At 59.0% G+C, this 23,796-nt stretch carries 24 protein-coding genes; 11 read left to right on the top strand and 13 right to left on the bottom strand.

Annotated elements, in window-relative coordinates:
- Positions 1-24: 24 nt before the first annotated feature.
- The gene (locus BLR20_RS00630; protein ID WP_054993085.1) at positions 25-783 is read right to left on the bottom strand and encodes a thioesterase II family protein; all 759 of its coding nucleotides are present in this window, start codon (positions 781-783) and stop codon (positions 25-27) included.
- 317 nt (positions 784-1,100) lie between these two features.
- Between BLR20_RS00630 and BLR20_RS00625 the strand changes: the two genes are divergently transcribed.
- Positions 1,101-1,637 carry an RNA polymerase factor sigma-70 gene (locus BLR20_RS00625; protein WP_003319375.1) on the top strand — a complete coding sequence of 179 codons (537 nt, stop codon included), beginning with the start codon at positions 1,101-1,103 and terminating at the stop codon, positions 1,635-1,637.
- 79 nt (positions 1,638-1,716) lie between these two features.
- Here the strand turns inward: BLR20_RS00625 and BLR20_RS00620 are convergent, their stop codons facing one another.
- Positions 1,717-2,241 (bottom strand): SgcJ/EcaC family oxidoreductase, encoded by a 525-nt coding sequence (locus tag BLR20_RS00620; RefSeq protein ID WP_010426797.1) that lies wholly within the window; start codon positions 2,239-2,241, stop codon positions 1,717-1,719.
- A 192-nt stretch (positions 2,242-2,433) separates the two neighbouring features.
- On the opposite strand from BLR20_RS00620, the gene BLR20_RS00615 reads away from it, so the two are divergent.
- From BLR20_RS00615 to BLR20_RS00600, 4 genes are read left to right on the top strand one after another with little or no spacing between them, the layout of a single operon-like run.
- Positions 2,434-3,618, top strand: a complete 1,185-nt coding sequence (locus tag BLR20_RS00615) for a sensor histidine kinase (protein ID WP_054993086.1) — start codon at positions 2,434-2,436, stop codon at positions 3,616-3,618.
- Positions 3,615-4,283, top strand: a complete 669-nt coding sequence (locus BLR20_RS00610) for a response regulator (protein WP_054993087.1) — start codon at positions 3,615-3,617, stop codon at positions 4,281-4,283. The genes BLR20_RS00615 and BLR20_RS00610 overlap by 4 nt, the downstream gene beginning before the upstream one ends.
- The gene (locus tag BLR20_RS00605) at positions 4,280-6,619 is read left to right on the top strand and encodes an ATP-binding protein (RefSeq protein WP_074594266.1); all 2,340 of its coding nucleotides are present in this window, start codon (positions 4,280-4,282) and stop codon (positions 6,617-6,619) included. The genes BLR20_RS00610 and BLR20_RS00605 overlap by 4 nt, the downstream gene beginning before the upstream one ends.
- Complete coding sequence (locus tag BLR20_RS00600) at positions 6,616-7,080, top strand: response regulator (protein WP_010426794.1); 465 nt, start codon at positions 6,616-6,618, stop codon at positions 7,078-7,080. The genes BLR20_RS00605 and BLR20_RS00600 overlap by 4 nt, the downstream gene beginning before the upstream one ends.
- On the opposite strand, the gene BLR20_RS00595 is transcribed toward BLR20_RS00600, so the two are convergent.
- Together BLR20_RS00595 and dusA are read right to left on the bottom strand one after the other, a co-directional pair.
- Positions 7,081-7,512 (bottom strand): universal stress protein, encoded by a 432-nt coding sequence (locus BLR20_RS00595; protein WP_010426793.1) that lies wholly within the window; start codon positions 7,510-7,512, stop codon positions 7,081-7,083.
- A 111-nt stretch (positions 7,513-7,623) separates the two neighbouring features.
- A complete protein-coding gene (dusA, locus tag BLR20_RS00590) occupies positions 7,624-8,643 on the bottom strand; it encodes a tRNA dihydrouridine(20/20a) synthase DusA (RefSeq protein ID WP_054993697.1) in 1,020 nt (339 codons plus the stop codon).
- Positions 8,644-9,067: 424 nt separating this feature from the next.
- Here dusA and BLR20_RS00585 point away from each other — a divergent pair, with 424 nt between their 5' ends.
- On the top strand, positions 9,068-9,883 hold the full coding sequence (locus BLR20_RS00585) for an isocitrate lyase/PEP mutase family protein (RefSeq protein ID WP_054993698.1): 816 nt from the start codon (positions 9,068-9,070) through the stop codon (positions 9,881-9,883).
- An 82-nt stretch (positions 9,884-9,965) separates the two neighbouring features.
- Here the strand turns inward: BLR20_RS00585 and BLR20_RS00580 are convergent, their stop codons facing one another.
- The 4 genes from BLR20_RS00580 to BLR20_RS00565 all read right to left on the bottom strand — a co-directional run bounded on the left by BLR20_RS00580 (position 9,966) and on the right by BLR20_RS00565 (position 13,389).
- Positions 9,966-11,093, bottom strand: coding sequence for a sensor histidine kinase (locus tag BLR20_RS00580; RefSeq protein WP_032611454.1), 1,128 nt, complete (start codon positions 11,091-11,093; stop codon positions 9,966-9,968).
- A gap of 134 nt (positions 11,094-11,227) precedes the next feature.
- Complete coding sequence (locus BLR20_RS00575) at positions 11,228-11,467, bottom strand: hypothetical protein (RefSeq protein ID WP_010426787.1); 240 nt, start codon at positions 11,465-11,467, stop codon at positions 11,228-11,230.
- A gap of 78 nt (positions 11,468-11,545) precedes the next feature.
- Positions 11,546-11,989: a LexA family protein gene (locus BLR20_RS00570; RefSeq protein WP_003407014.1), complete on the bottom strand. Its 444-nt coding sequence runs from the start codon at positions 11,987-11,989 to the stop codon at positions 11,546-11,548.
- Between the two features lie 137 nt (positions 11,990-12,126).
- Entirely contained in the window at positions 12,127-13,389 is a 1,263-nt protein-coding gene (locus tag BLR20_RS00565) for a M20/M25/M40 family metallo-hydrolase (protein WP_032611452.1), read from the bottom strand.
- A gap of 240 nt (positions 13,390-13,629) precedes the next feature.
- On the opposite strand from BLR20_RS00565, the gene BLR20_RS00560 reads away from it, so the two are divergent.
- A complete protein-coding gene (locus BLR20_RS00560) occupies positions 13,630-15,999 on the top strand; it encodes a TonB-dependent siderophore receptor (RefSeq protein ID WP_054993699.1) in 2,370 nt (789 codons plus the stop codon).
- Positions 16,000-16,206: 207 nt separating this feature from the next.
- Positions 16,207-17,139, top strand: a complete 933-nt coding sequence (gene tal, locus BLR20_RS00555) for a transaldolase (RefSeq protein WP_010426783.1) — start codon at positions 16,207-16,209, stop codon at positions 17,137-17,139.
- 72 nt (positions 17,140-17,211) lie between these two features.
- Here tal and rssC read toward each other — a convergent pair whose 3' ends face one another.
- Both rssC and rssB read right to left on the bottom strand, forming a co-directional pair.
- Positions 17,212-17,697 (bottom strand): anti-sigma factor antagonist RssC, encoded by a 486-nt coding sequence (rssC, locus tag BLR20_RS00550; RefSeq protein ID WP_003315067.1) that lies wholly within the window; start codon positions 17,695-17,697, stop codon positions 17,212-17,214.
- Entirely contained in the window at positions 17,694-18,878 is a 1,185-nt protein-coding gene (gene rssB / locus BLR20_RS00545) for a two-component system response regulator RssB (protein ID WP_003315068.1), read from the bottom strand. Before rssB ends, rssC begins: the two co-directional genes overlap by 4 nt.
- Positions 18,879-19,145: 267 nt before the next feature.
- Between rssB and BLR20_RS00540 the strand changes: the two genes are divergently transcribed.
- Positions 19,146-19,445 carry a PilZ domain-containing protein gene (locus tag BLR20_RS00540; protein ID WP_010426782.1) on the top strand — a complete coding sequence of 100 codons (300 nt, stop codon included), beginning with the start codon at positions 19,146-19,148 and terminating at the stop codon, positions 19,443-19,445.
- 89 nt (positions 19,446-19,534) lie between these two features.
- Here the strand turns inward: BLR20_RS00540 and BLR20_RS00535 are convergent, their stop codons facing one another.
- A complete protein-coding gene (locus BLR20_RS00535) occupies positions 19,535-20,236 on the bottom strand; it encodes an MlaA family lipoprotein (RefSeq protein WP_010426781.1) in 702 nt (233 codons plus the stop codon).
- 198 nt (positions 20,237-20,434) lie between these two features.
- Here BLR20_RS00535 and BLR20_RS00530 point away from each other — a divergent pair, with 198 nt between their 5' ends.
- Together BLR20_RS00530 and BLR20_RS00525 are read left to right on the top strand one after the other, a co-directional pair.
- Entirely contained in the window at positions 20,435-21,043 is a 609-nt protein-coding gene (locus BLR20_RS00530; RefSeq protein ID WP_032611447.1) for an HAD superfamily inactivated hydrolase PcrP, read from the top strand.
- 103 nt (positions 21,044-21,146) lie between these two features.
- Positions 21,147-21,416, top strand: a complete 270-nt coding sequence (locus BLR20_RS00525; RefSeq protein ID WP_010426779.1) for a DUF4404 family protein — start codon at positions 21,147-21,149, stop codon at positions 21,414-21,416.
- Between the two features lie 152 nt (positions 21,417-21,568).
- Here BLR20_RS00525 and queF read toward each other — a convergent pair whose 3' ends face one another.
- Both queF and BLR20_RS00515 read right to left on the bottom strand, forming a co-directional pair.
- A complete protein-coding gene (gene queF / locus BLR20_RS00520) occupies positions 21,569-22,399 on the bottom strand; it encodes an NADPH-dependent 7-cyano-7-deazaguanine reductase QueF (RefSeq protein ID WP_054993700.1) in 831 nt (276 codons plus the stop codon).
- 130 nt (positions 22,400-22,529) lie between these two features.
- The gene (locus BLR20_RS00515) at positions 22,530-23,774 is read right to left on the bottom strand and encodes a lipoprotein-releasing ABC transporter permease subunit (RefSeq protein WP_054993701.1); all 1,245 of its coding nucleotides are present in this window, start codon (positions 23,772-23,774) and stop codon (positions 22,530-22,532) included.
- Positions 23,775-23,796: the final 22 nt, after the last annotated feature.

Genomic DNA, 23,796 nt, shown 5'->3' with positions numbered 1-23,796 from the left:
AGGCCGCGCGTGGGGCAAACAGGGTCAACCGGCGGCCCGGTTCATTTGCCGTGACGCGCTATTGCGCCAACGTGCCAGGTGCTGTTCGCAGTAGCGCCGCAGTAGACGAAGCAGCTGCGTTTGCTCGTCGACCAGGTAAAAGTGATGGCCCTCGAACATGTCCAGAGAGAAACCGGTGCAGGTCTCTTCCTGCCAGTCGAGCAGCTCCTCGACGCCGATGCTGTCCTGCTTGCCGCCAAAGACATGGATCGGCACGCTGAGCGGCTCGCGCCTGCCATACACAAAGCTGCCGCAGAGTAGAAAATCGGCGCGCAGGATCGGCAGCATCAACTGCATGAGTTCCTGGTTGGCAATGACGTTTTCGCTGGTGCCTTTTAACGTGCGCAATCGGTCGAGCAGCTGCGCATCGGTCTTGGCGGCGGCGTATTCGCTGACGTCGCGGCGCACCGGGCCGGCAGTCGCCGACGCGAACAGCGCCAGCGGTACAGGCAGACCGCGCTCGCGCAGGGCGTGCGCCAGCTCAAAGGCCAGCAGCCCGCCCAGACTGTGGCCAAACAGCGCATAGGGCTTGTCCAGTTCGGCACTGATTTCATCGGCCAGATGATTGGCCAACTGCACGATGTCGGTCTGCAATGGCTCGTCCATGCGCATGCCTCGACCGGGAAGCTCCAGCGGGCGCACGTTCAGCCACTCCGGCAATTTGCGCCGCCAGGGGCTGTAGAACATCGCGCTGGCCCCGGAATAAGGCAGACAGAACAGCGTCAGGCTCACCGGCGTGCTCATATCGAAACCGTCCGGCTGTGGGCGCGGATGTAAAAGCGGCGATGCACGTGATCGGAACGCATGGGGTTCTCCTGAGGTATTCCCTGGCCGCAACCGTGGTCGGGCCTGTCACCAATGAGAACGGATGGCGTCTGCAAATAATTAGGCGGATGCACGCGGCGAGGACATGCACGACAAAAGCGCCCTTTTAAAGTGCGCTGATTGGCTTTCGCATTTGACAATAATTATCATTAAGGCTAATTTGTCGCCCCATGTGATGGTGCTGCCCCCTCCATGCGGCCCTCCCCCTCCATTGTTAAAGCAGCAAGGTGAATTCCATGACGGAACACGTAATCACAAGTAAGTGCGACTCACCCTTACTCCAGGCATTCGTCGATAACTACTTGCTGCTGGTCAAGATTGCGGCCCGCATCGTGGGTTGCCGCTCGCGCGCCGAAGACGTCGTGCAGGATGCCTTTTTCAGACTGCGCTCGGCACCGCAGGCCACACTGACCTTCAAGGCACAGCTCAGTTACCTGTTTCAGATCGTGCGCAACCTGGCCATCGATCATTACCGCAAACAGGCGCTGGAACAGAAATACACCGGCCCCGAGGCCGAGGGGCTGAACGTGGTGATTCAGGGTGCCTCGCCGGAAATCTCGCACATCAATTTCTCCAGCCTGGAGAAAATTGCCGACGCCCTGACCGAGTTGCCGCCGCGTACCCGCTATGCGTTCGAGATGTACCGCCTGCACGGCGTGCCGCAAAAGGACATCGCCAAGGAACTGGGTGTGTCGCCGACGCTGGTCAACTTCATGATCCGCGATGCGCTGATTCATTGCCGCAAGGTCAATGGCGCCCAGGCCGAAGCCTGATAGCGAGCGGTCCTGGCAGACAAAAAAAATCCGGAGCACGTGCTCCGGATTTTTTGTTTTCAGCCTGGCCGACGACAGATCAGCGGCTGACCTGGTACTCGGGCTGCACTTCCGGCATCGCCGAGGAGTGGTGGTTGAGAATCTTCCACTCGTTGCCGACGCGGTGATAAAGAAACGAATAGCGTGCCTGTACCTTGGTCTTTTTGCCGTCCGGAGCCGTCAACGTGAAGGTGTAGACACCGTTGTCCGCAGCGGCGTCCGGCCCCAGGCGACGAATCTCCCGGTAGTTGATCTCGCCAACCGGCTTGAGCGCCAGGAACTTATCGAAGTAATCCTTGATCTCTGCCGGAGTGGCACGCACCTTGTTGGAGACCGTAGGCTGCAGGACAGCGTCCGGCGTGTACAAAGATGCGACGGTAGTGGAGTTTCCGGTTTGCAGGGCCTTGTTCCAGCGATCAAACAGACCGGCGATTTCCTTGTCGTTCACATTGCTTGGCGTCTCGGCCACCATGCGGTAGGTATAGCCGGACGGCTCGGCAGCAGCTTGAACCATCGGTGCACTTACAGCCAGCAACAGGGCCAGGGCGGTCAATTTCGTTTTCATCGCTACTCTCCTACGGGGATCTGTTCAGGGATTCAGTGAGTGCCACTTTGCCCTCCCCGCCACGGCTCGCCATCGGCCAACCGGGGTTAACTGTGTATGCCGATCGGCAGATGGGCTTCACCTCCTGATACAGTTCTAATAGCCTGACTTCTGTTATGCCCGCGCGGGCATCAACCCTCGCTGGAGCACCCCATGCAAAGTCCTCCCCTTGATCCGGCAAGCGCACTGGCCATCCGCAACCAGTATCGCCAGTCGCAAAGCCGCGCCGCACGTCTTCGCCTGCTGGTGGATACCGGTCAGGAGCTGACCCATCTGCCACCTCAAGCCATGCGCCAGCGCGTACTGCAACGCGCGTGCGCATTCGTGGCGATGGACCATGGCCTGTTGCTGGAATGGAGTGCCGACGACGGTGTGCAGACCACCGCCAGTCATGGCAGTGCAGAACGCCTCGCTACGCTTGAAACCGCTGCCGACCCGCTGGCCATTGGCCCGCAATGGCTGGAGCGGCCCGATACCGCCCTGCCGTGCATGCTGCTGTTACCGTTGCGCGGCGCCGACGAAGGCTCTTTCGGCACCCTGCTGCTGGCCAACAGCGTGGGCATCAATGCGCCGGACAACGAGGACATCGAGTCACTGCAATTGCTGGCGACGTTGCTGGCGGCACATCTGGAAAACAATCGGCTGCTTGACGCGCTGGTGGTCAGAGAGCAGACCATGTCCGAACTGGTCCGCCAGCTGTTTACTGCTCAGGAAGACGAACGCAAACGCATGGCATACGACCTGCATGATGGACTGGCTCAGACACTGGCCGGTCTGCACCAGCGATTGCAGGGTTTTGCCGGTCGCTGTCCGGACCTGCCCGAGCCGCTGAACGCAGACCTGCAGGCCATTCTCAAGCTGGCACAGCACTGCGTGGGTGAAGGTCGACAACTGATCAGCGGCCTGCGGCCGAGCGTGCTGGACGATTTCGGACTGCTGCAGGCGGTCGACAAGGAGGCCGACCGGTTGCGCGAAGCCGGAGTCGCGGTGCACTGGCAGTCGCGGTCCATGACCCGCCTGCCCAGCCATCTGGAAATCGCCCTGTTCCGTATTGCCCAGGAAGGCATCAACAATGTGCTCAAACACGCCAGTGCAGGCCGCGTAGAATTGGCCCTGGAACTGAGTGAAGAGCACATTTCACTGCGGCTGGAAGACAACGGCAGTGGTTTCATCACACACACCCCGTTTAATGGCAAAGGCGTTCAGAAACTGGGCCTGGTGGCCATGCAGGAGCGCGCCAGCCTGCTCGGTGGCCGTCTGACCTGCGTCAGTCGGCCCGGGCACGGCACCCGACTGCGCGCCATCGTTCCTTTTACTGCAGACAAGGCAATGACATGACTGACACTGTGCGACTGGTTTTGGCGGACGATCATGAAGTGACGCGTACCGGGTTCGTCTCGCTGCTGGCGGGGCATCCGGAGTTCGAAGTGGTCGGTCAGGCAGCCGACGGCCAGCAAGCCATCGATCTGTGCCAGGAGCTGCAACCGGACATCGCTATCCTCGACATTCGTATGCCGGTGCTCAACGGGCTGGGCGCTGCACGGATTCTCAAGCAGCGCATGCCGGATCTGAAAGTGGTGATTTTCACCATGGACGACAGCACCGATCACCTGGAAGCCGCCATCAGCGCCGGTGCGGTGGGCTACCTGCTCAAGGATGCCAGCCGCGACGAAGTGATCGACGGCCTGCAACGCGTGGCGCGCGGTGAAGAAGCACTGAACAGCGCCGTCAGCGCACGCCTGCTGCGGCGCATGACCGAACGCAACACCAGTGGCGCAGCCCTGCCGGAAACCCTCACCCCGCGTGAACGCCAGGTACTCGGGCTGGTAGCGGGCGGCTTCAGCAATCGGGAAATAGGCGAAAAACTTGGCATTACCACCGGCACTGCCAAGGCCCACGTGGAGAAGGTTATCGGCAAGCTCGGCGCCTCGGACCGCACGCAGGCCGCGGTACGCGGTGTGGCGCTGGGCCTGGTGAGCCAATCGACGAGCGACTGGCAATGACCGCACACGCCAGCAGTCGCTGGGAAGACCTTCCGCTACGCGGCAAGGCGCTGGTGGCTATTTCGCTGCCACTGGCGATTCTCATGTTCTCGCTGGTGCTGATCTATATCGCCGAGCGCCAGACCGCTCGGGCAGAGGAAGACGTACGGCGTGTGCTGCTCGTGCAAGGCGATATCCAGACCCTTCACACCCAGATTGCAGAAGGCGCGGCCAGCGTACGTGGCTATCTGCTGACCCACCAGGAAGACTTCCTGCCCGGCTATCTCAACGCGCAACCGCTGATCGAGGCGGCGTTGACCCGGCTCAACACCAATGTGCGTGACGAGCAGATGCGCGAGCACCTGAAAGCCATCGAGCCGCTGATCAACACCAAGGTCGACGGCCTGGAAAAACTGCGTTCGATGAACAGGGAAGATCAGGAAACCGTCGCCCGCATCCTGATCGAAAACAAGTACGTGCTCGACCAGTTGCGCGAACGCATCGGCATCATGCGCGAGCGTGAAGACGCACTGCTCGCCGAACGTACCGAGGCTGCCGCAGCCACCCGCGAGCGCCTGTTGCTGTCGACCCTGCTGGCAGCGGCGTGCGGAATCTTCGGTGCCATTCTTGCCGTGCTGATGCTGTCCAAGGGCATCGTCGCCAGGGTGCATCAGGTGCAACGCAACGCCCAGCGTCTGGCGCTCGGGCATCCGCTGCTGCCCCAGCCGCCTGAAAAGGACGAAATCGGCCAGCTCGGCACCCGACTGGTCGAAGCCGGTCAGCTGCTCGTCGAACGCGAACGCGCACTGCGCGACAACGAAGAGCGTTTGCGGCTGATAATTGAAGGCGTCAAGGACTACGGCATCTTCGCCCTGGACCGCAACGGCTACATCACCACCTGGAACGCAGGGGCCGAGCGTATCAAGGGGTACACGGAACAGGAGATCATCGGTCAGCACTTTTCTGTGTTCTATCTGCAACAGGAGTGTCCGCAACACCCCGACATGGCGCTACACGAGGCGACCGTCAACGGCCGCTATACCGAAGAAGGCTGGCGCCAACGCAAGGATGGCAGCCGTTTTTGGGCCAGTGTGGTGATCACCGCGCAGTACGACAGCCATGACGAGCTGCGCGGTTTTTCCAAGATTACCCGTGACATCAGTGATCGTCGCGTTGCCGAAATTGCCCTGGGGACTGCGCGCGAGGAAGCCGAACGCGCCAGCCGGGCCAAAAGTGAATTCCTGTCGCGCATGAGCCATGAACTGCGCACACCGCTGAACTCAATTCTGGGCTTTGCCCAGTTGCTGGACATGGATTCCCCCGCCAGCCAGCGCCCGCAAATCGGTCATATTCTGCGGGCGGGCCAGCATCTGCTGAAACTGATCAATGAAGTGCTCGACATCGCCAGAATCGAAGCCGGGCATGTTTCCCTGGTCCTCGAACCCGTCTCCCTGTCGAGCGTTCTTGAGGAAGCCCTGGTGCTGGTCTCGCCGATGGCTGCCGACGCCAATATCGAATTGCAGCCCTTGCCGAACCTGCCTGACGAGATCGGCGTGGTCGCTGATCGTCAGCGCCTGATTCAGGTGTTGCTGAACCTGCTGTCCAACGCGATCAAATACAACCGGCCCGCTGGCCAGGTACGGATTGAAATCGAGCAGACTGCCGAGCAGGTCACGGTCAGCGTAGTGGACACCGGTTACGGAATTGCGCCGGAGCGTATCGGCCAGCTGTTCAAACCGTTCGAACGCCTGGACGCCAACCCGAGCGTCGAAGGGACCGGGCTGGGACTGGCGCTGAGCAAAAGCATGCTGGAGATGATGCACGGCACGCTGTCCGTACAGAACACGCCTGACGAGGGCTGCCGGTTCATACTGGCGCTGCCGCTTGTACGGGTGCAGCCGCCTGCCGCTGCAGTGCCCCGTCAAGCTGACACCCCCTTCGAGATAACGCCTGATGCCCGCTCCCCTGCCCGCCCGACCTATCATGGCAAGCTGCTGTGCATCGAAGACAACCTGTCGAGCATGGCCTTGATCGAAACGCTGCTGCAACGCAGACCTGGTATCCAGTTGCTGTCGAGCATGCAGGGCCAGCTGGGGCTGGACCTGGCACGCCAGCATGCGCCACAGCTGATTCTTCTCGACCTCAGCCTGCCGGACATCAAGGGGCTCGATGTGCTGCAACGTCTGCGAGGCCTGCCGGCTACCGCCCAGACGCCCGTGTTGATGATCACTGCCGACACCAGTGACAAAGCCCATCGCGAACTGAAACAGGCCGGAGCCACGGCCATTGTGATCAAACCCATCCAGGTGCCGGTGTTTCTTGCCCTCCTGGACCAGTATTTACCGGAGCCCACATGACCGGCGACTTTCGCATTCTGATCATTGATGACCAGCGGCCCAACCTTGATCTGATGGAGCAACTGCTTGCCCGCGAGGGACTGACCAATGTCCTGAGCAGCACCGAGCCGTTGCGCACGCTGGACCTGTTCAACAGCTTCGAGCCCGACCTCGTTGTGCTTGATCTGCACATGCCCGAATTCGATGGCTTCGCGGTGCTGGAGCAGCTCAACCGGCGCATACCGGCTAATGACTACCTGCCGATCATGGTGCTGACCGCCGACGCGACGCGCGATACCCGCCTGCGCGCGCTGGCACTGGGTGCACGGGATTTCATCAGCAAGCCGCTGGATGCCCTGGAAACCATGCTGCGCATCTGGAACCTGCTGGAGACCCGCGCGCTGTATAAATCGCTGCGCGAGCTGGTGCCTGCGGAACATATCGAACTGCTGCGCCAGCCGCGAACGCTGGCGCAGCAGTGATTATTTGATCAGCGTCACCGGCACCGATGCTTCGTGGATCACCCGCGTGGCCACGGAGCCCAGCAGCAGGCCGCCAAAGTTGCCAAGCCCGCGGGTGCCCATGACCACCGCGTCGCAGCCGAGTCGCTGAACTTCGGCCTCGACCTGTTCGGCGACGTTGCCCAGATCGACATGGGCCTGAAACGGCACACCGGCAGCAGTCAACAACGCAACCGCATCATCCAGCACCCGCTTGCCTTCATTGGTCAGGCCGGCCTTGACGCCATCAATCATGTCGGGAGCCAGATAAAGGCTGTAATCGATGGGGCTGGCCTGCACGTTCAGCACATGCACTTCAAGCGGCTTGTTGAGGTCGCCAGACAGCTCAATGACATAACCCAGGGCACGCATGGCGTGCTCGGAGCCGTCGAAAGGAACCAGAACTTTGTGCATGGGCGTTTTCCTTGTTGGGTTATGCGCTCAACATAACCGCAGCCCGACAACGCCGCTACTGGAATAAGCGGTTCCTTTGATTCAGCTCAGATCAACGCACCGCACATGCGATCAATGCCCCTGAAGAAACGCCGCTGCCTGATCCAGCAACAGCATGGGGTTTCCGGCCTTGTGTATGTCGACCGACAGTAATTGACGGAAGCGCCGCGCGCCAGGGAAACCCAGGCCGAGACCAAGCATATGCCGGGTCACGTGATGCATGTTGCCGCCGCTGGCTATGTGCGCCGCAATGTAGGGCCGCATCGACTCCAGCGAGTCATAACGGCTTATGACGGGCGCAGTGCTGCCGAACAACTGCTGGTCTACATGCGCCAGCAAATACGGATTGTGATAAGCCTCACGCCCCAGCATCACACCATCGAACGCCTGCAAATGCTCACTGCACTGCTCCAGCGTCTTGATGCCGCCGTTGAGCACAATCTCCAGGTCAGGAAAGTCAGACTTCAACTGCGCGACCACGTCATACCGCAATGGCGGAATATCGCGGTTTTCCTTGGGAGAAAGCCCTTCGAGAATCGCGATACGCGCGTGAACCGTGAAACTCTGGCAACCCGCCTCCTGAACCTTGCCGACGAAATCACACAACTCGGCATAACTGTCACGACCATTGATACCGATCCGATGCTTGACCGTGACCGGAATACCGACCGCATCGCGCATCGCCTTCACGCAATCCGCCACCAGCTCAGGATGCGCCATCAGGCACGCGCCGATCATGTTGTTCTGCACCCGGTCACTCGGGCAACCGACGTTCAGGTTGACCTCGTCATACCCCGCCTCTTCCGCCAGACGCGAACACGCCGCCAGATCCGCCGCCGTGCTGCCACCCAGCTGCAATGCCAGCGGATGCTCGGTCTCATCATGCCGCAGGAACCGCTCACGGTCGCCATGCAGCAAGGCGCCGGTGGTGACCATCTCGGTGTAGAGCAAGGCATGCTTTGAAAGCTTGCGCATGAAGTAGCGGCAATGGTGGTCGGTCCAGTCCATCATCGGCGCAACGGAGAAGCGGCGGGATAGCGCTGGGGCTGGTTGGCCAATATTTACGGGGGTTTCTAGGCTTTCAGGTGTCATGTTTATTAATCTTGAGTGCAGCTGTTTTTAGCCCGGCTTGTTCGTTTTGAGCAAGCGATTGCCACGATGTAGCAAATGATCTGTAAATGTAGCTATTCGAAACGGGCATGGTGACAGCACGTAAACGCAGAGGTGAAACCACCGGCTTCACGGTGCAGATACGAGTTGTTTGGAATGGCGGGCAGTTTAACAGGAAAGGCAGGCTTTCGAGAGTTGGACCTACGCCTGGTATGACTGAGCAGTGTTCAAGTCCTTGGCAATGCCACGGAGCATCTGATCGTCATGGCAATTACGCTCGTTAATTTCCAGAGGCTTGCCAAGCGTTTACATCGCAAGTACGACATTGCCAGATGGCAAGCCCTTCACTTGTTTTTAATTCTGCTATTTATAAAGAGGACTATGCTTGCCCTTTCAGGGAGGCGCCATGAGCACCAGCCAGGTATTCAGAAAGTTACATGAACGCGATGAGTTATTCGTCATGCCCAATGCATGGTGTGAGGGAAGCGCGCGCCTCATTCAGCAGTTGGGTTATGCCAGCCTCGGCACCACCAGCGCGGGGATTGCCTATGCACAGGGCTACCGAGATTCGTCTCCCACGATGGACAATGAAGATCGCTTTGCGGCGATTGATCGCATCGTTCGGGCGGTGGACATACCCGTGACGGCAGATCTGGAGAATGGTCTGGCGAAAACGCTGGTGAAGGTTGAGGAGCATTTCAGAAGAACCTTGGCCATAGGCTGCGCCGGTGCCTCCATTGAGGATATATCCGACTATCATGACCCGAACACCCCTCTGTATTTCTCCATCGAAGAAGCGTGCGATCGGGTGCGTGCTGCCAGTGAGGCCGTCCATGCGCTCAATGCCGACTTCATCGTCACCGCCAGGACAGACTATCTGCTTGGAGCGCACGAGTATTCGTTGACCGAGGTTATTAAACGGCTGGTCGCGTTTGAAGAAGCAGGAGCAGATTGTCTGTTCGCACCCGGCGTGAAATCGATCGAGGACCTTGAGGCGATTCAGAGAGCGCTCAGCAAACCTCTCAACGTCCTGCCTGTTTTCGGTATGACGATTGACAGACTCAGGGCAATCGGCGTTCGCCGGATCAGCCTGGGCAGCTCACTGTTTCGTAACGCCTACCGGCAGATTTCAACTGTTTTACTTGGACTGGAAGAACCAGCGGGACTGGATTTTCTACAATCGGGGCTGAGTCTGAATCAGCTCGATGACGTGATGCGTTAGCCAGGATCGAGTGTGTGCACGGCGCATACATGTAAGTATCCGATAGAGACCGAAATCCCGTTTCTATCGCCGCTAAGTAACCTCACTCCGCACTCAACGGAATAATCACCGCAAACGTAGTCCCCAGCTCCACTTTCGACGTCACCTCGATACGCCCGCCGTGCGCATCGACAATCCTGTCGACGATGAACAGACCCAGCCCCAGGCTTGAATAAGGTCCGTTGTCGGTCATCTTTTCGGGTGAGTAGCGGTCCATCGGGTTGAAGATGAACGGGAGTACGTCTTCGGGAATCGGGCTGCCGGTGTTGTGGACGGTAAAGCGGAGCTCGCTCTCCGAGACCGCCAGCGTCACTTCGACGGGATCGCAGCTATTGCCATGCTGGATGGCATTGCCGATGAGGTTCGAGAAGACCTGTTCGAGGCGATCGCCATCAAAGTTGCCAATTACCGGATCATCTGAGGTCAGGCGAATGTCTGCTTCCGGGTGGACCGTACTCGACTCTTCAACGATGCGGGCACAGATGGGTTGCATATCTACTTCGGTCTTTTTCAGCGGGATGCCAGGACCGATCTGCGAACGTGTGAAGTCGAGCAAGTCGCCAACGATCTGGTTGGCGCGCTTCACGCTGGAATAGATCCTCGAGGCGACCTTGGTGGGCCGCGCGCCCAGATCATGGGTGCGCAACAGCACGTCGGCACCCAGCAATATCGCGCTTAGCGGGGTGCGCAAGTCGTGCCCGAGGATGCCCAGAAAGATATTGCGTGACGCCTGAACCGCGCCTGTGTAGCTGGTGATGGACTCGGCGAGGGCCTGATCTATGGCTTCATTGAAGCGGATCATATCTTCGATCTGCTGCTGAGTATCCAGCGCCTCTTGCGACATCCACTGCTTGATCACACTTGCCCGTAATGCCCGAAACTCCGAGACCACCTGGTCAATGGTGAAGCCAGACATCAATCGGGTGATCGCGTGGATTTTCGCCGCCGTATCTTCATGCGACACGGCGTGGCCTTGCGATTTGTCGACCTGCTGCTGCAGCGATTGATCCGTTTGCAGATCAGTAGCGATAGCCCGCAGCATTTGCTCGACATGATCTCTCAGCTCTGTGGTATCCAGAGGCTCGCCGAGGGTGGACAGGGTGCGCGCGAAATCGGTCCACTCGCGCACGATAGGTTCGATGTTCTCGAGGATGAAGCCTGATAAACGCATTGCCATTCAAACCTGAACATGAACCCCGCAGATTGCGGATTCGTAGGGTAAGCCAATGCATCCGTCCCTATCCAGCGGACAGATAACGTCTGGAGTGAAATTCACGCAGGCAGGGCGATAACGGGATACCGAATCTAATCGGCAAGTGCCTGTAAACGAGCCTGAACTGCGTCGTCGAATATGATGTAAAGCGCTTCGGCATCGGCTGGACGCAGCTTTCTGCTGGTCTCCAGACCATGAATATATTCGATCTGCAACGCCGCTTCGGCTTCCACGTCGACGCGGGTGCTGGTTGCGTCGAGCGCCCTTACCAGGTCACTGATTTCTCCCTGTACAGGCTTGGGGAGCCGTAACTGGTCAAGTCGTTCTTGCATGCGCTCGGTATTCCGCTAAAAGCCATAGAGTGGGAAGCAGATCACGCAGCGGCGTGCAATGCAAGGACATGCGGCTGTTCATCGATGAGCCGATGATGCAGCGCGGCCCTCCAGCAGGTTTTTCAGGCTGTAGGTCACCACACCCAGGATGATCAGGTCATCGTTGTCGGTGACATGCAGTGGCGGGTAATCCGGGTTTTGCGACTCCAGAATCACCACGTCGCCACGCATGTGCAAACGCCGGCAGATCTGCCGTGCATTGAGCGAGGCAACGACGATGTCACCGTGCTCGGCGTACTGGCTGCGGTCGACCACTAGCATGTCCCCGCTGCACATGCCGCCCCCTTGCATACCTTGGTCTTCGATCCTGGCCAGGTAGGCGTGCGGCTCCCGGACCTCGCAAAGCTCGGCAATGGAAACATGCTTCTCGACCACTGGCGATCTGGAGCCCACGGACGACAGCGATATGAACGGAAGCTTAATGCCCCCTGCCGACAACGGGCCAAGGAAGGTAACACTCATGAGACGAGCCTTTTCTGATTAACTGTATACATATACAGTTAATCGTTTATCGGCGGTCAGGTCAATCGCAATGCCCGGCACATCGACAGATGGCGTGGGCCGGAGACCACGCCTGTCAGCGCTCACCTCACAAGCCGTCAGGGCGTTGCATCCCCCTTCGACAACTGCGTAATCAGCGCCACGGTCAGGTAAAGCCTGGGCGCGATGCTCGATAACTCGATGTATTCATCGTCGGCGTGCAGACCCGCGCCGACCACGCCCATGGTTTCGAGCACCGCAGGCTTCGCACTGCCCGGTACATAGGCATAGCCCGCGTCGGTACCGAAACGCATGGCAATCGGCTCCAGAGTGCGGCCTGTTTTCTGGTAGAGCGTCTGCGCGGTTTTCGCCAGCTGTTCGGAGCCAGGGTTTCTGGCCAGCGGCGGTCGGCCTTTTTCCATTCGCAAGGTCACTTCGGTGCCATCGACCAGCGTCTTCTTCACGATCTTTTGTCCATCAGCCAGTACCCGGTCGCTCTCGCTGAGGTCGGAATAGCGCATGTCCGCCTCGGCCGACGCGCTGGATGGAATGATGTTGCGCTTCTCCCCGCCCTTGATCAGCGTCCAGTTGACGGTCGTGCCTTTGCCCGGGTCGCCGAGGTCCTTGAGCTGCAGCAGCTGATGCGCCAGCTCGATGGCCGCATTGCGCCCGGCCTCTGGAGCGGAGCCTGCGTGTGACGATTTGCCTTTGACGTCGAGAAGCAAGCCATTGATGCCGTTGGTGGCGACAGTGACGGCATCCTTGTCAGGCGGCTCGTACGAAAACACGTAGTCATGCTGGCGAGCGAGTTCGGCGATGACTTTTTTCGAGCCGCTGGAGCCGGTCTCCTCGTCCGGGTTGAAGAGCACAGTGAGCGTGCCGAACTCCTTGAACTGCTCATCCTGCAACAGCTGCAGCGCATGCAGAATCATCGCCACGCCACCCTTGGCATCTGCCACCCCGGGACCATAGGCGCGCTCGCTGTCGAGCCTGAAGGGACGCTTGGCGGCGGTGCCCGGCCCGAACACCGTGTCGTAGTGGACCATCAACAGAAAAGAGCGTGTGCCGTTGCCTTTGAAAGTGCCGACGATATTGTTCCCCGCCGAAGGCTCTGCCGGCGTGGTGGAGACTTCCGCGCCCAGCGCCTTGAGACGTTCGACCAGCATCGCGCTGACGGTCTTCAGCCCGGGTGCCTGGCCGGTGCCTGTATCGATATCGACCAGTTGCCGGACAGTGTCGAGGTAGGCCGGCTGTTCGGCCTGGGCTTTTTTCAGCAACTGATCGGGTGACAGCTCGGCGGCGTTCGCAGCCATGGAAAACAGGCCCATGGACACCAGGGAAAGTCCGATTGCGGCAGTGATGGGGAAGCGTCGTGAATGCATGCTGGTTCCTTCAGATGATCGCGAGTTGAACAGCATCTTTACCCCAATGCGCCGCTCGACGCCACAGGCGAGGCTTGTGCAGAAAATATGTATGAGAATGTAACTGATAGTGATTAGCGTTTAGTAAAGCGCAAAAAAGTTGTTAGTCTCGCCCCGCCGCTGCCCGTCACCACTGTTGCGACAGGCACACCATCTGCGACATGTACCGCCACGTCCTCAGCCCTTGCAGGAATGACCCTAATGCTTCGTCCGTTTCTCCCTTCGCTGACCGGTATTTTAGTCCTCGGGCTTTCAGCCACCGCTGTGGCAGCCCCCGTTCAACTCGATCTGCCCGCACAGCCGCTCTCCAGGTCGCTGACACAACTGAGTCAGGCAAGCGGCCTGCAGATATCAGTTGATGACTCCCTGATTGCAAGCAAGCAGGCCCCGGCTGTCAGAGGCAGCCTGGAACCGGCTCAGGCATTGAGCCGACTGCTGCTGGGCAGCGGCCTTGATGCGCAGGTGCAGGGCAATGCCGCGAAGGTGTTCCAGCCAGCCAGCAATGGCCCCATGACGCTGGGCAACGTGGATATCAGCGCTCAAACGGGAATCGCTGGAATGGCCACTACGGAAGGCAGCGGCTCGTATACGACCGGATCGATGAACAGCGCGACCAAACTGCCCCTCTCGATTCGCGAGACGCCGCAGTCGGTGAGCGTGATCACCCGCCAGCGCATTGAAGATCAAGGCATGAACGACCTCAATGATGTGGTCAAATATGCACCCGGCGTCACACTGCGCAAGTTCGGCTCGGACCGCCAGCAGTTTCTGGCGCGCGGCTTTGCCATCGATAACCTGATGTATGACGGTCTGCCGACAATCGTCAGCACCTTTACACTGGACACCATTTCCGGTGCCGATCTGGCCCTGTACGACCGCGTCGAGGTGGTACGCGGCGCGACGGGGCTGATGACCGGCGCGGGCAGTCCATCGGCGACGCTGAACCTGATCCGCAAGCGTCCTACCGCGACTCCGCAAGTCAGCGTGACTGCCAGCGCAGGGAGTTGGGACCGTTACCGTACCGAAGTGGACGCGTCGAACCGGCTCAACGATTCCGGTACATTGCGCGGCCGCGTGGTGACGGCCTATGAAACGGGCAACAGTTTTGTCGATGAGCGCGATAAAGAACGCCAGACGTTCTATGGCGTACTGGAAGCCGATCTCAGCGATTCGACCACGTGGACCATCGGAGCCTCGAAACAGCGCGATGACGCGACCTCCGACTGGGGCAGCCTGCCGTCCGGTCCGAACGGCGAGAATCTTGGCCTGCCGCGCTCCACGTTCCTGAGCAACGACTGGGCCTACTGGGACAGGCAGAACGTCAGCCTCTTCACTGACCTGACCCATCATTTCGACAACGGCTGGAGCAGCAAGCTGGCAGCGACCAGAATCTGGGCGGAGTCCGACATGTACTCCAACTACCTGACCGCCAACGGCACCGGCTACGGCCAGGCAGCCGGCCAGTACGACACCACGGATGTGCAGACCAGTCTCGACGGCTCACTATCGGGCCCGTTCCAGCTGTTTGGCCGAGAGCATGAGCTGATGCTCGGGGTCAGTCGTCGCGAAGAGAAGTTTGACCAGAAAGGCGGTTTCTACGGCTCCACGCCAATCGATATCTACCACTTCAATCCCAATGTGATTGCAAAACCAGACCCTGCCACGCGCACTGCCTATGTCAGCCAGAACACCGCCACCGAGGAAGGTGTCTACGCTGCTGCGCGTCTCAACCCGATTGATCCGTTGCACCTTATCGTCGGCAGCCGAGTGAGCTGGTACGACTACCAGAATCGTTCGGCCAATAATGGTGACTACAAGGTCATACGCGAAGTCACGCCCTACGCCGGTGTTGTCTATGACCTGAACGACACCTACTCGGCCTACGCCAGCTATACAGAGATCTTCAAGCCGCAAAACCAGCTGGACGCGGGAGGCGGCGTGCTTGACCCGATGACCGGCGAAAGTTATGAGATCGGTCTGAAAGGCGAGTACTTCGACGGCGGCCTGAATGCCTCGCTGGCAGTCTTCGACATGACCCAGGAAAACCGCGCGTATGCCATCGTCAATCCGCCAGCCACCTGCCAGCAGCAGAATCGCGTCTGTTACGAAGCCGCCGGAGAAGTGCGCAGCCGGGGTATCGACGCAGAAATCACCGGCCAGCTGACACCTGACTGGCAGGCCTCCGCCTCCTACACACTGGTGTTGAGCCAGTACGTGAAGGACCGGACCAATGACAAGGGCGACCTGTTTGCGCCCAACCAACCGAAACACCTGTTCAAGGCAGCAACGTCCTATCACCTGCCCGGCAACCTGAACAAATGGCGCGTGGGCGCAGATGTCCTGGCACAAAGCGAGACGTACAATCGGGTCGGCAACGGTCACTCCGTGCAGGATGCCTATGCGGTCGTGGGCCTGATGGCAGGCTACCGGTTCGACGAGCACTGGGACGCGCGAGTCAACCTCAACAACGTATTCGACGAAAAATACTGGCAAGGCATTCCGCTGGCCACCGGCAGCGGCGTGTACGGCGACCCGCGCAACCTGATGGTATCGCTGAAGTGGTCGCTGTGAATCCTGCAGCATGCAGGTCGCTCTAAAGAGCTTAAATTCATATCAAGGGAACAAGCAGTCGGTGCGAGGCTCAAAACAGTCTAGACAAAGGTATTCACGACAATGCCGTCCCTCAGGGCCTATCATCGGCAGCAGTAAACGCTGCGGCCTTGAGTGGTCGGCAGCGCTCGGGTAATGTCATCCAACCGCACAGGACAGAGCACGCTCATGACTTCCAAGCTGGATCAACTCAAGAAATTCACCACCGTTGTTGCTGACACCGGCGACTTCGGCGCAATCAAGAGCCTCAAGCCTCAAGATGCAACCACCAACCCTTCTCTGCTGCTCAAGGCAGCTTCGAGCGAAAGCAATAAAGCGATGCTCGAAGAAGCATTCGCACGTGGCAAAGGCGACATAGGCCTGGCCTGCGACCATTTCGCAGTGGCCATCGGTCAGGAGATTCTCAAGGTCGTACCCGGCCGCGTGTCCACTGAAGTGGACGCGCGACTGTCCTTCGACACTAACGCGCTGATCGAACGCAGTGAACGCCTGATCGGCCTTTACAACGCTGCCGGTGTCGAAAACGATCGTGTGCTGGTGAAGCTTGCCTCCACCTGGGAAGGTATCCGCGCCGCCGAATACCTTGAGAAGAAAGGTATCCAGACCAACCTGACGTTGCTGTTTTCCTTTGCCCAGGCTGTGGCTTGCGCCGAGGCTGGCGTCTTCCTGATTTCGCCATTCGTGGGCCGCATCTACGACTGGTACAAGAAGTCGACAGGCACCGATTACACCGGTGCAGAAGACCCGGGCGTGCAGTCGGTAACGCGCATCTACAATTATTACAAGGCCAACGACTTCAAGACTGTCGTGATGGGTGCCAGCTTCCGCAACCTGAATCAGATCGAACAGTTGGCCGGTTGTGATCGCCTGACCATCAGCACCGAGCTGCTCAAGCAATTGGCCGAAGACACCGGCACACTGGAGCGCAAGCTTGCTCCGGGCAATAATGCAGGTGAGCCACGTCAGAGCCTGACCGAGAGCCAGTTCCGCTGGAACTCCAACGAAGATGCCATGGCCACCGAGAAACTGGCCGAAGGCATTCGTCAGTTCGCTCGCGATCAGGAAAAACTGGAAGCGCTGCTTCCTGCCAAAAAAGCGTGATACGAAAAAAGGGCGGCACCCTCACGGGTGTCGCCCTTTTTGCTGCCTGCGATTTAGAGCAGCGGCCTAGGCCTAGCGCTGACCTTCCAGTGCGTTGACCAGATCATGGAACGCTTCACGATTCGAATCGTTGAGGCCCATGAGAATCTTGTGCGCTTCAAGAACCTTGGCTTTCACCACTTCTTCGCACTGGTCCTGTGACGGCAGATCAGTCAGGCACTCAGGCCGCGGCAGAGGCCGGTCAACGATGTTGAAGACCTGATCAAAGCCCATCGACTGCAACAGGCGCGTGATGTCCTCGTGAGTGGTCACGAGGGTCGGCAACAGGCCCACCTTCTGGCGCGACAGAATCGACAGTTTGGCCAGCAGGCCAAGCGTAGTGCTGTCAATGCTGCGTGTCTCGGTCAGATCAATGACCACCGCCGAGAAATTCAGCGCAGTGAAGATGCGCTCGATAGTCGCATCCAGGGCCGAACACAGCGTCAACCGCACTTCACCCACGAACTTGAGAACGAAGGTGCCTTCCTGCTCGGCGAACTGGATTCTACCGGTACTCATTCAAGATTCCTGCTTAACACTAACAAGGCGATATCATCCGGCATCTCCCCTAGCGTTGCCAATTCAAAAACCCGCTGCAAGCCATCCAGGCTGCCGCCAGCCGTCTTGACCAATTCGGGAAGGACGGCTTCTTTCTCTTTGAGTGTATCACCGGGTAACAAGTCCAGTATGCCATCAGACAGCATGGTCAGACTAAAGGACTCGGGCAGATCAATTTCATGATCCTGGTAAGTGGCCTCGTTGAACAACCCTACCGGCAGCCCACGACCTTCCAGATAATGCGCCTGCCCTTCGGAATACAACACAGGCAATGGCAGATGTCCGCCCACTGCGTACGTCAGTTTACCTGACTCTTCGTCGATGACACCGCCGACCATCGTAACGTGCTTGCCCAGCTTGCAACTGATAAGGCCGCGGTTGATATGTCCCAGCACATCCGACGGCTTGAATTCCGGAAGCGTTCCGCCACGCTTGGATTCGAACAGCAGCCGCGTGGTCATGAACTTCAGCAGCACGGTAATGAACGCTGATGACGCACCATGCCCTGAAACATCGGCGAGATAGAAGGCAACGCGCCGTTCATCGACCCTGAAATAATCGACAAAATCGCCGGACAGATACAACGACGGAATAATCTGGTGCGCAAATTTGAACGCGTCAATCGACCACGGTGTGATCGGCAACATGTTCATCTGCACTTGCCGACCCGCGTCCTGGTCTTCCTGCAACAGGTGAAGGCTGGCTTCGAGTTCGCGATTGGCCTTTTCCAGCTTTTCGCGGTAGACCTGATTTTCAGTGAGCAGGCGGGCCCTATCCAGCGCACGACGCACTGAATGCTCGAGTACGGCAAGATCTTCGAGAGGCTTGATCAGGTAGTCGGCAGCGCCAAGGCGCAAGGCCTCGACTGCATCGCTCATCACACCCGCGCCGGAAACGACGATGACAGGCGTCTGCGGAGCAATGGCCGTGACCTGACGGATCAGCTCAAGCCCGCCCATCTGTGGCATGCGTAGATCGCAGACCACCAGATCGGGGTTCTCCTGCTCGAATATCTGAATTCCCTGCAAGCCGTTACTCGCTTGCAGAACGCTGAAGCCACTGTCTTCAAGGTAGGCGGCAAGGCTTGCGCGCACTACGTCGTCGTCATCGATAATCAGCAGCTTGGCACTGGTTTTTGGCATGGGGGCAAACGGCGCCAGATCAGGTTGGCGTAGGCGGCCCGGGATTACCGGAAGCCGCTTACTGGATTCGCTTCTAGCCTCTCCGCAATAACACGCAACAACTTGATAAGTCTGTCGTGTTTCAGAGGTGCCCTTCAAGGCGCAGACGGTACTCCCATCCGACGGGTGTTTCAAGCATGCTCCCACCCTCACTTTGCGCTCTTTACATCGCAAATCACCCAGAGTTATAAGAACTCCCAAATCAGCAACTAAAACGAAGGACTGTACATGAGTCGAAATGATCGCGACTACGAGGAAAAGCGGGATTACATCCGCATGCGCGTCGATGCAGACGTCAACCTGATCCACGCCGGTCAGGTGATTCCTGCCGTATGCATTGACCTTTCCAGCTCTGGCATGCAGGTTCAGGCGCCACGCTCGTTCCAGGTCGGAGACAAACTCAGCGTGCGCATTGACTCTGACCATCCTGCGCTCAAGGGGCTTGAAGCCGAAACCGAGGTGGTTTGGGTGAATGATGAAGAAGGTGGCGGACAGAAACTGGGGCTTTCAATCCTCTCTATGAAGTGAAAGCAGACGGAACCGGTTCACACTTTTACAAAATAATAAAGGCGACCCCGGGGTCGCCTTTATTGATTCATACAGAGGCAAAGTAGCGATTAAAAATCGTCTTCGACCTTGCCATCCTTGACCTTGAACTCGCGGTTCTGCAAATAGGCATTGCGAATGAAGGTGTAGCGATCGCCACTGACCATGCGCTCGGCAGACAGCAGGCTGGCCCGCGTATCGACCAGATTGACGCCCAGCGCCGTGTTACGGGTCGGGACGTGATCGATGTAACGGTAGGGCGAGGTGTAGGTGTCCGGGTACTTGGCGAAGGCATCACGTACGGTGCTTGGCCCCAGCAACGGAATGACCACGAACGGGCCGCTCGGCACGCCCCAGTAGCCCAGCGTCTGGCCGAAGTCTTCATCGTTGCGTTGCAGGCCCATGCGGGTGCCCACGTCGATGAAGCCCAGCAGGCCGAAAGTGGTGTTGACGATCAGGCGCGCGGTATCGACGCCAGCCGCTTCAGGCTTGGCCTGCAGCACGTTGTTCGCCAGGTTGCCGACATCACCGATGTTGCTGAAGAAGTTATGGATACCGTCTTCGACGAATTGCGGCGCGATGTACTGATACCCCTTGGCCAGCGGCTTGAGCGTGTAGGCATCAAGGGTATCGTTGAAGGTAAAAATGGAACGGTTGATACCTTCCCACGGATCGTCCTCGGCGGCCTGAACGGCTACCGGAAGCAGCGCCATGCCTGCACACAGGGACAATTGCACCAAACGTTTGATAAAGCCTGCACCGGTCACGGGCATAGCTGACACTCCTGATCGAGATATCGAAATAATGACGCGGGTGCTACGCCCCACACGCTAGGACAGGGAGTATAAAGCCTTCTGTCGAGAATAAGGCAGGTCTGTCAGCAAAGGGTTCCGCATAAACTCCGTCATCGCACATTCATCGAAGTGTCACAAAAGATCGGTAGCGTTTCTCTATATTTCAGAGAAATCCTCATGCTCGCCCCGGTCCTCACGCCTCTGCCAACCTTCCCTGCCCTGCTGTTCGGCCTCAGCGGCTGCCTGGTGGACTTCGGCGCGCAGGCCGCAAACTCGCGCGCACCCGGCCATGAACACACGCAATTCACACCGGGTGCAAAGGCTATTCTGCAGACGCTGCGCGACCAGAGCATGCCTTGCGCCTGGCTCGATGAACTGCCTGATAGCGTAAGTGCCGCACTGGCCGTGCCGGTGAGTGAATGGATGACTCCCGCCCCTCGCCCGACCGCAGGATGGCCCGCCCCTGATGCCTGCTGGATGGCATTGATGGCCCTGAAAGTCAGTCATCTGGATGGCTGCGTACTGATCAGCGGCGACCCGCGCCTTTTGCAGTCCGGGCTGAACGCCGGGCTGTGGACCATTGGCCTGGCATCCTGCGGACCGCTGTGCGGGCTCTCGCCTTCTCAATGGCAGGCTCTCAGCGATGCCGAACGCGAACAGCGACGCGCGCAGGCCACACTCAAACTCTATTCGCTGGGGGTGCATTCGGTGATCGACCACCTGGGCGAACTGGAATCCTGCCTGGCCGACATTGCCCTGCGACGCAGCAAAGGCGAAAAACCCTGATACATATGCAGACGGGTGCGGACTGGATTAGTCTTGAGTGAACATGGACCTTTAGCTCTCCGGCGAAGTCCATGAGACAGACTTATCAATCAAGGAGCACGTCATGCCCGCCCGCGAACTGCAAGAACAACTCAATACCCTGCGCGAGCAACTGGAGCATAACCCGCCGATGTCAGAGTCCGAGCGGGAAGACCTGCGCGAACTCATGAAACAAATTGAAACTAAAATCGAGCTGGAACAGGCTACCCACGAGCAGGACAGCAGCTTGGCTGATAACGTGAATCTGGCCGTCGAGCGTTTTGAGCTGGAGCATCCGACCATCGCCGGCACCTTGCGCAACATCGTGCAGACGCTAGGCAATATCGGAGTCTGATCGGGTAATGCCGCTCTGCTGGCTCTGCGTCCGGCCGCTGATGCGCGGTGCGACGCGGAGCCTCGGCACTACGGACACCTATAGTTCCCCACGCTCCGCGTGGGAATGCCGTTCCAGACGCTCTGCGTCCACTCCCCGCGCTCAAAAAAATACTACTGCCGCGCCAACCTGCGATTGTCCACGTCGAGCGTTTCAGTGCTGCGGTACGGGTTGATGTCCAGACCACCGCGGCGCACATAGCGCGCATACACGGTGAGCTTCTCCGGCTTGAGCAAGCGCTGCAGGTCGAGGAAGATTCTTTCCACGCACTGCTCATGAAAGTCCGAGTGCTGACGGAAGCTGACGATATACGCCAGCAGGCTGGCGTGATCCAGCGCTGCACCGCGATACTCGACCACTACGCTGCCCCAGTCAGGCTGACTGGTGACCGGGCAGTTGGATTTGAGCAGATGACTGTGCACGCTCTCCTCCACTACACGCGAGTCATCACAACGCAGCAACTCGGGTTGCGGTCGGTCGTAGCTGCTCACCGAGATGTCCAGGTCGTCGATACACATGCCCGGTAGCGCCGCTACACCTTCTTCTTCGATTTCCGCCAGGCTGCGAATACGCACGCCGACCGGCTTGCCCGCAGCAGCCGACAGATCCTGTTCAAGAGTAGCCTGCAGCTGTTCTACGCTCGCAAAAGCCGTCTGATTCAACGAATTGAGGTACAGCTTGAAGGACTTCGATTCGATGATGTTCGGCGATTCGGCCGGGATACTGAACTCACCAATGGCCACCACCGGCTTGCCGGAAGGCAGCAGCCACGACAGCTCGTAGCAGTTCCAGAAATCGACACCCTGATAAGGCAGCGTCTCAGCGGTGAGCCCAAGCTCGGCCCATTTCGCGGCACGAGGGATCGGGAACAACAGCGACGGCGTGTAGGTGGCGATGTACTCACTGGACTTGCCCAGCGGCGAGTGTTCGGCTGCGGGATGCATGGCGATACCTGGATCATGAATTAACGCGGCGAGTTTATAGCGTTTGCGTGGGGCTTTCAGCGAAAATCCGCTCTGCCCCGCCACCCTCGCGGACCACAATGCGGCCTCGACGAGGGTGGCTCAGGCCCGATCACTCGTAACGCAGCGCGTGCGCCGGCTGGATCTGGGCGGCGCGCCATGCAGGGTAGATGGTCGCCAGAAAGCTCAGGATAAACCCGGCACTGCAGATCAGCAGCACGTCACCGGCCTGCAGTTCGGAAGGCAGGTTGCTGATGAAATACACATCGGAACTGAAGATGTGCTGGCCGCTGACCCGCTCGATCCAGCCCACCAGACTGCTGACGTTCAGCGCCGCAATAATCCCCAGGATGCCGCCGATCAACGTACCGACGATGCCGATGACGGTGCCCTGGACCACGAAGATCGCCATGATCTGCCGCGGCGTGGCGCCGATGGTGCGCAGGATGGCGATGTCTGCGCCCTTGTCGTTGACCACCATGATCAGCGTGGCAATGATGTTGAACGCTGCCACGGCAACGATCATCAGCAGCAACAGACCGATCATGGTCTTTTCCATCTTCATGGCACTGAACAGGCTGCCCTGGGTGTGGGTCCAGTCATCGGCGCGATAGCCCTCACCCAGACCGGCGGCGATGGCGGTGGACACCTGAGGCGCCTTGTACAGATCCTTGAGTGCAAGTCGCACGCCTTGAACCTGATTGGGCTGCCAGCGTTGCATCTGCGCCGCATCGGCAATGTTGATCAGGCCCATCGATCCATCCAGCTCGGCACCGACCTTGAAGATACCCACGACGGTCAAGCGTTGCAGGCGCGGCGTGATGCCGCCAGGGGCGCTGCTGACTTCCGGCACGATCAGGGTCAGCTTGTCGCCGATGCTCAAGCGAAAGCGGCGCGCGGTGATATCACCGAGCACCACGCCGAACTCGCCCGGCTTGAGGTCTTCGAGACTTCCGCGGGTGATGTGTTGCGTGACGATCGACACCTCATGTTCCAGTGCCGGGTCGACACCGCTGATCTGGATCGGCTGCATCGAGCCCTTGTAGGACAGCATGCCTTCCATGTCGGTGAACGGCACGGCAGCGGTGACTTCAGGATTTTTCAGCGCAGCGTCGGCCAGCGGTTTCCAGTCATCCACCGGGGTGGTACCGGCAATGACCGCGTGCGGCACCATGCCGAGAATCCGCGAGCTCATTTCCCGCTGGAAACCGTTCATGACCGACAGCACCACGATCATCGCCAGGACACCGAGTGCCAGACCGATCATCGAGGTCATCGAAATGAACGAGATGAAGCTTTTGCGGCGTTTGGCGCGGGTATAGCGCATGCCGATGAAGATGGGTAACGGTCTGAACATTCGCGAAGCACCGTGGAAAAAT

It is taken from the genome of Pseudomonas congelans, from assembly GCF_900103225.1.
GTDB classification, from domain to species: domain Bacteria; phylum Pseudomonadota; class Gammaproteobacteria; order Pseudomonadales; family Pseudomonadaceae; genus Aquipseudomonas; species Aquipseudomonas congelans.
The sequence above is the reverse complement of the archived record's forward strand: the minus strand, read 5'-3'. Positions and strand labels throughout refer to the sequence as shown.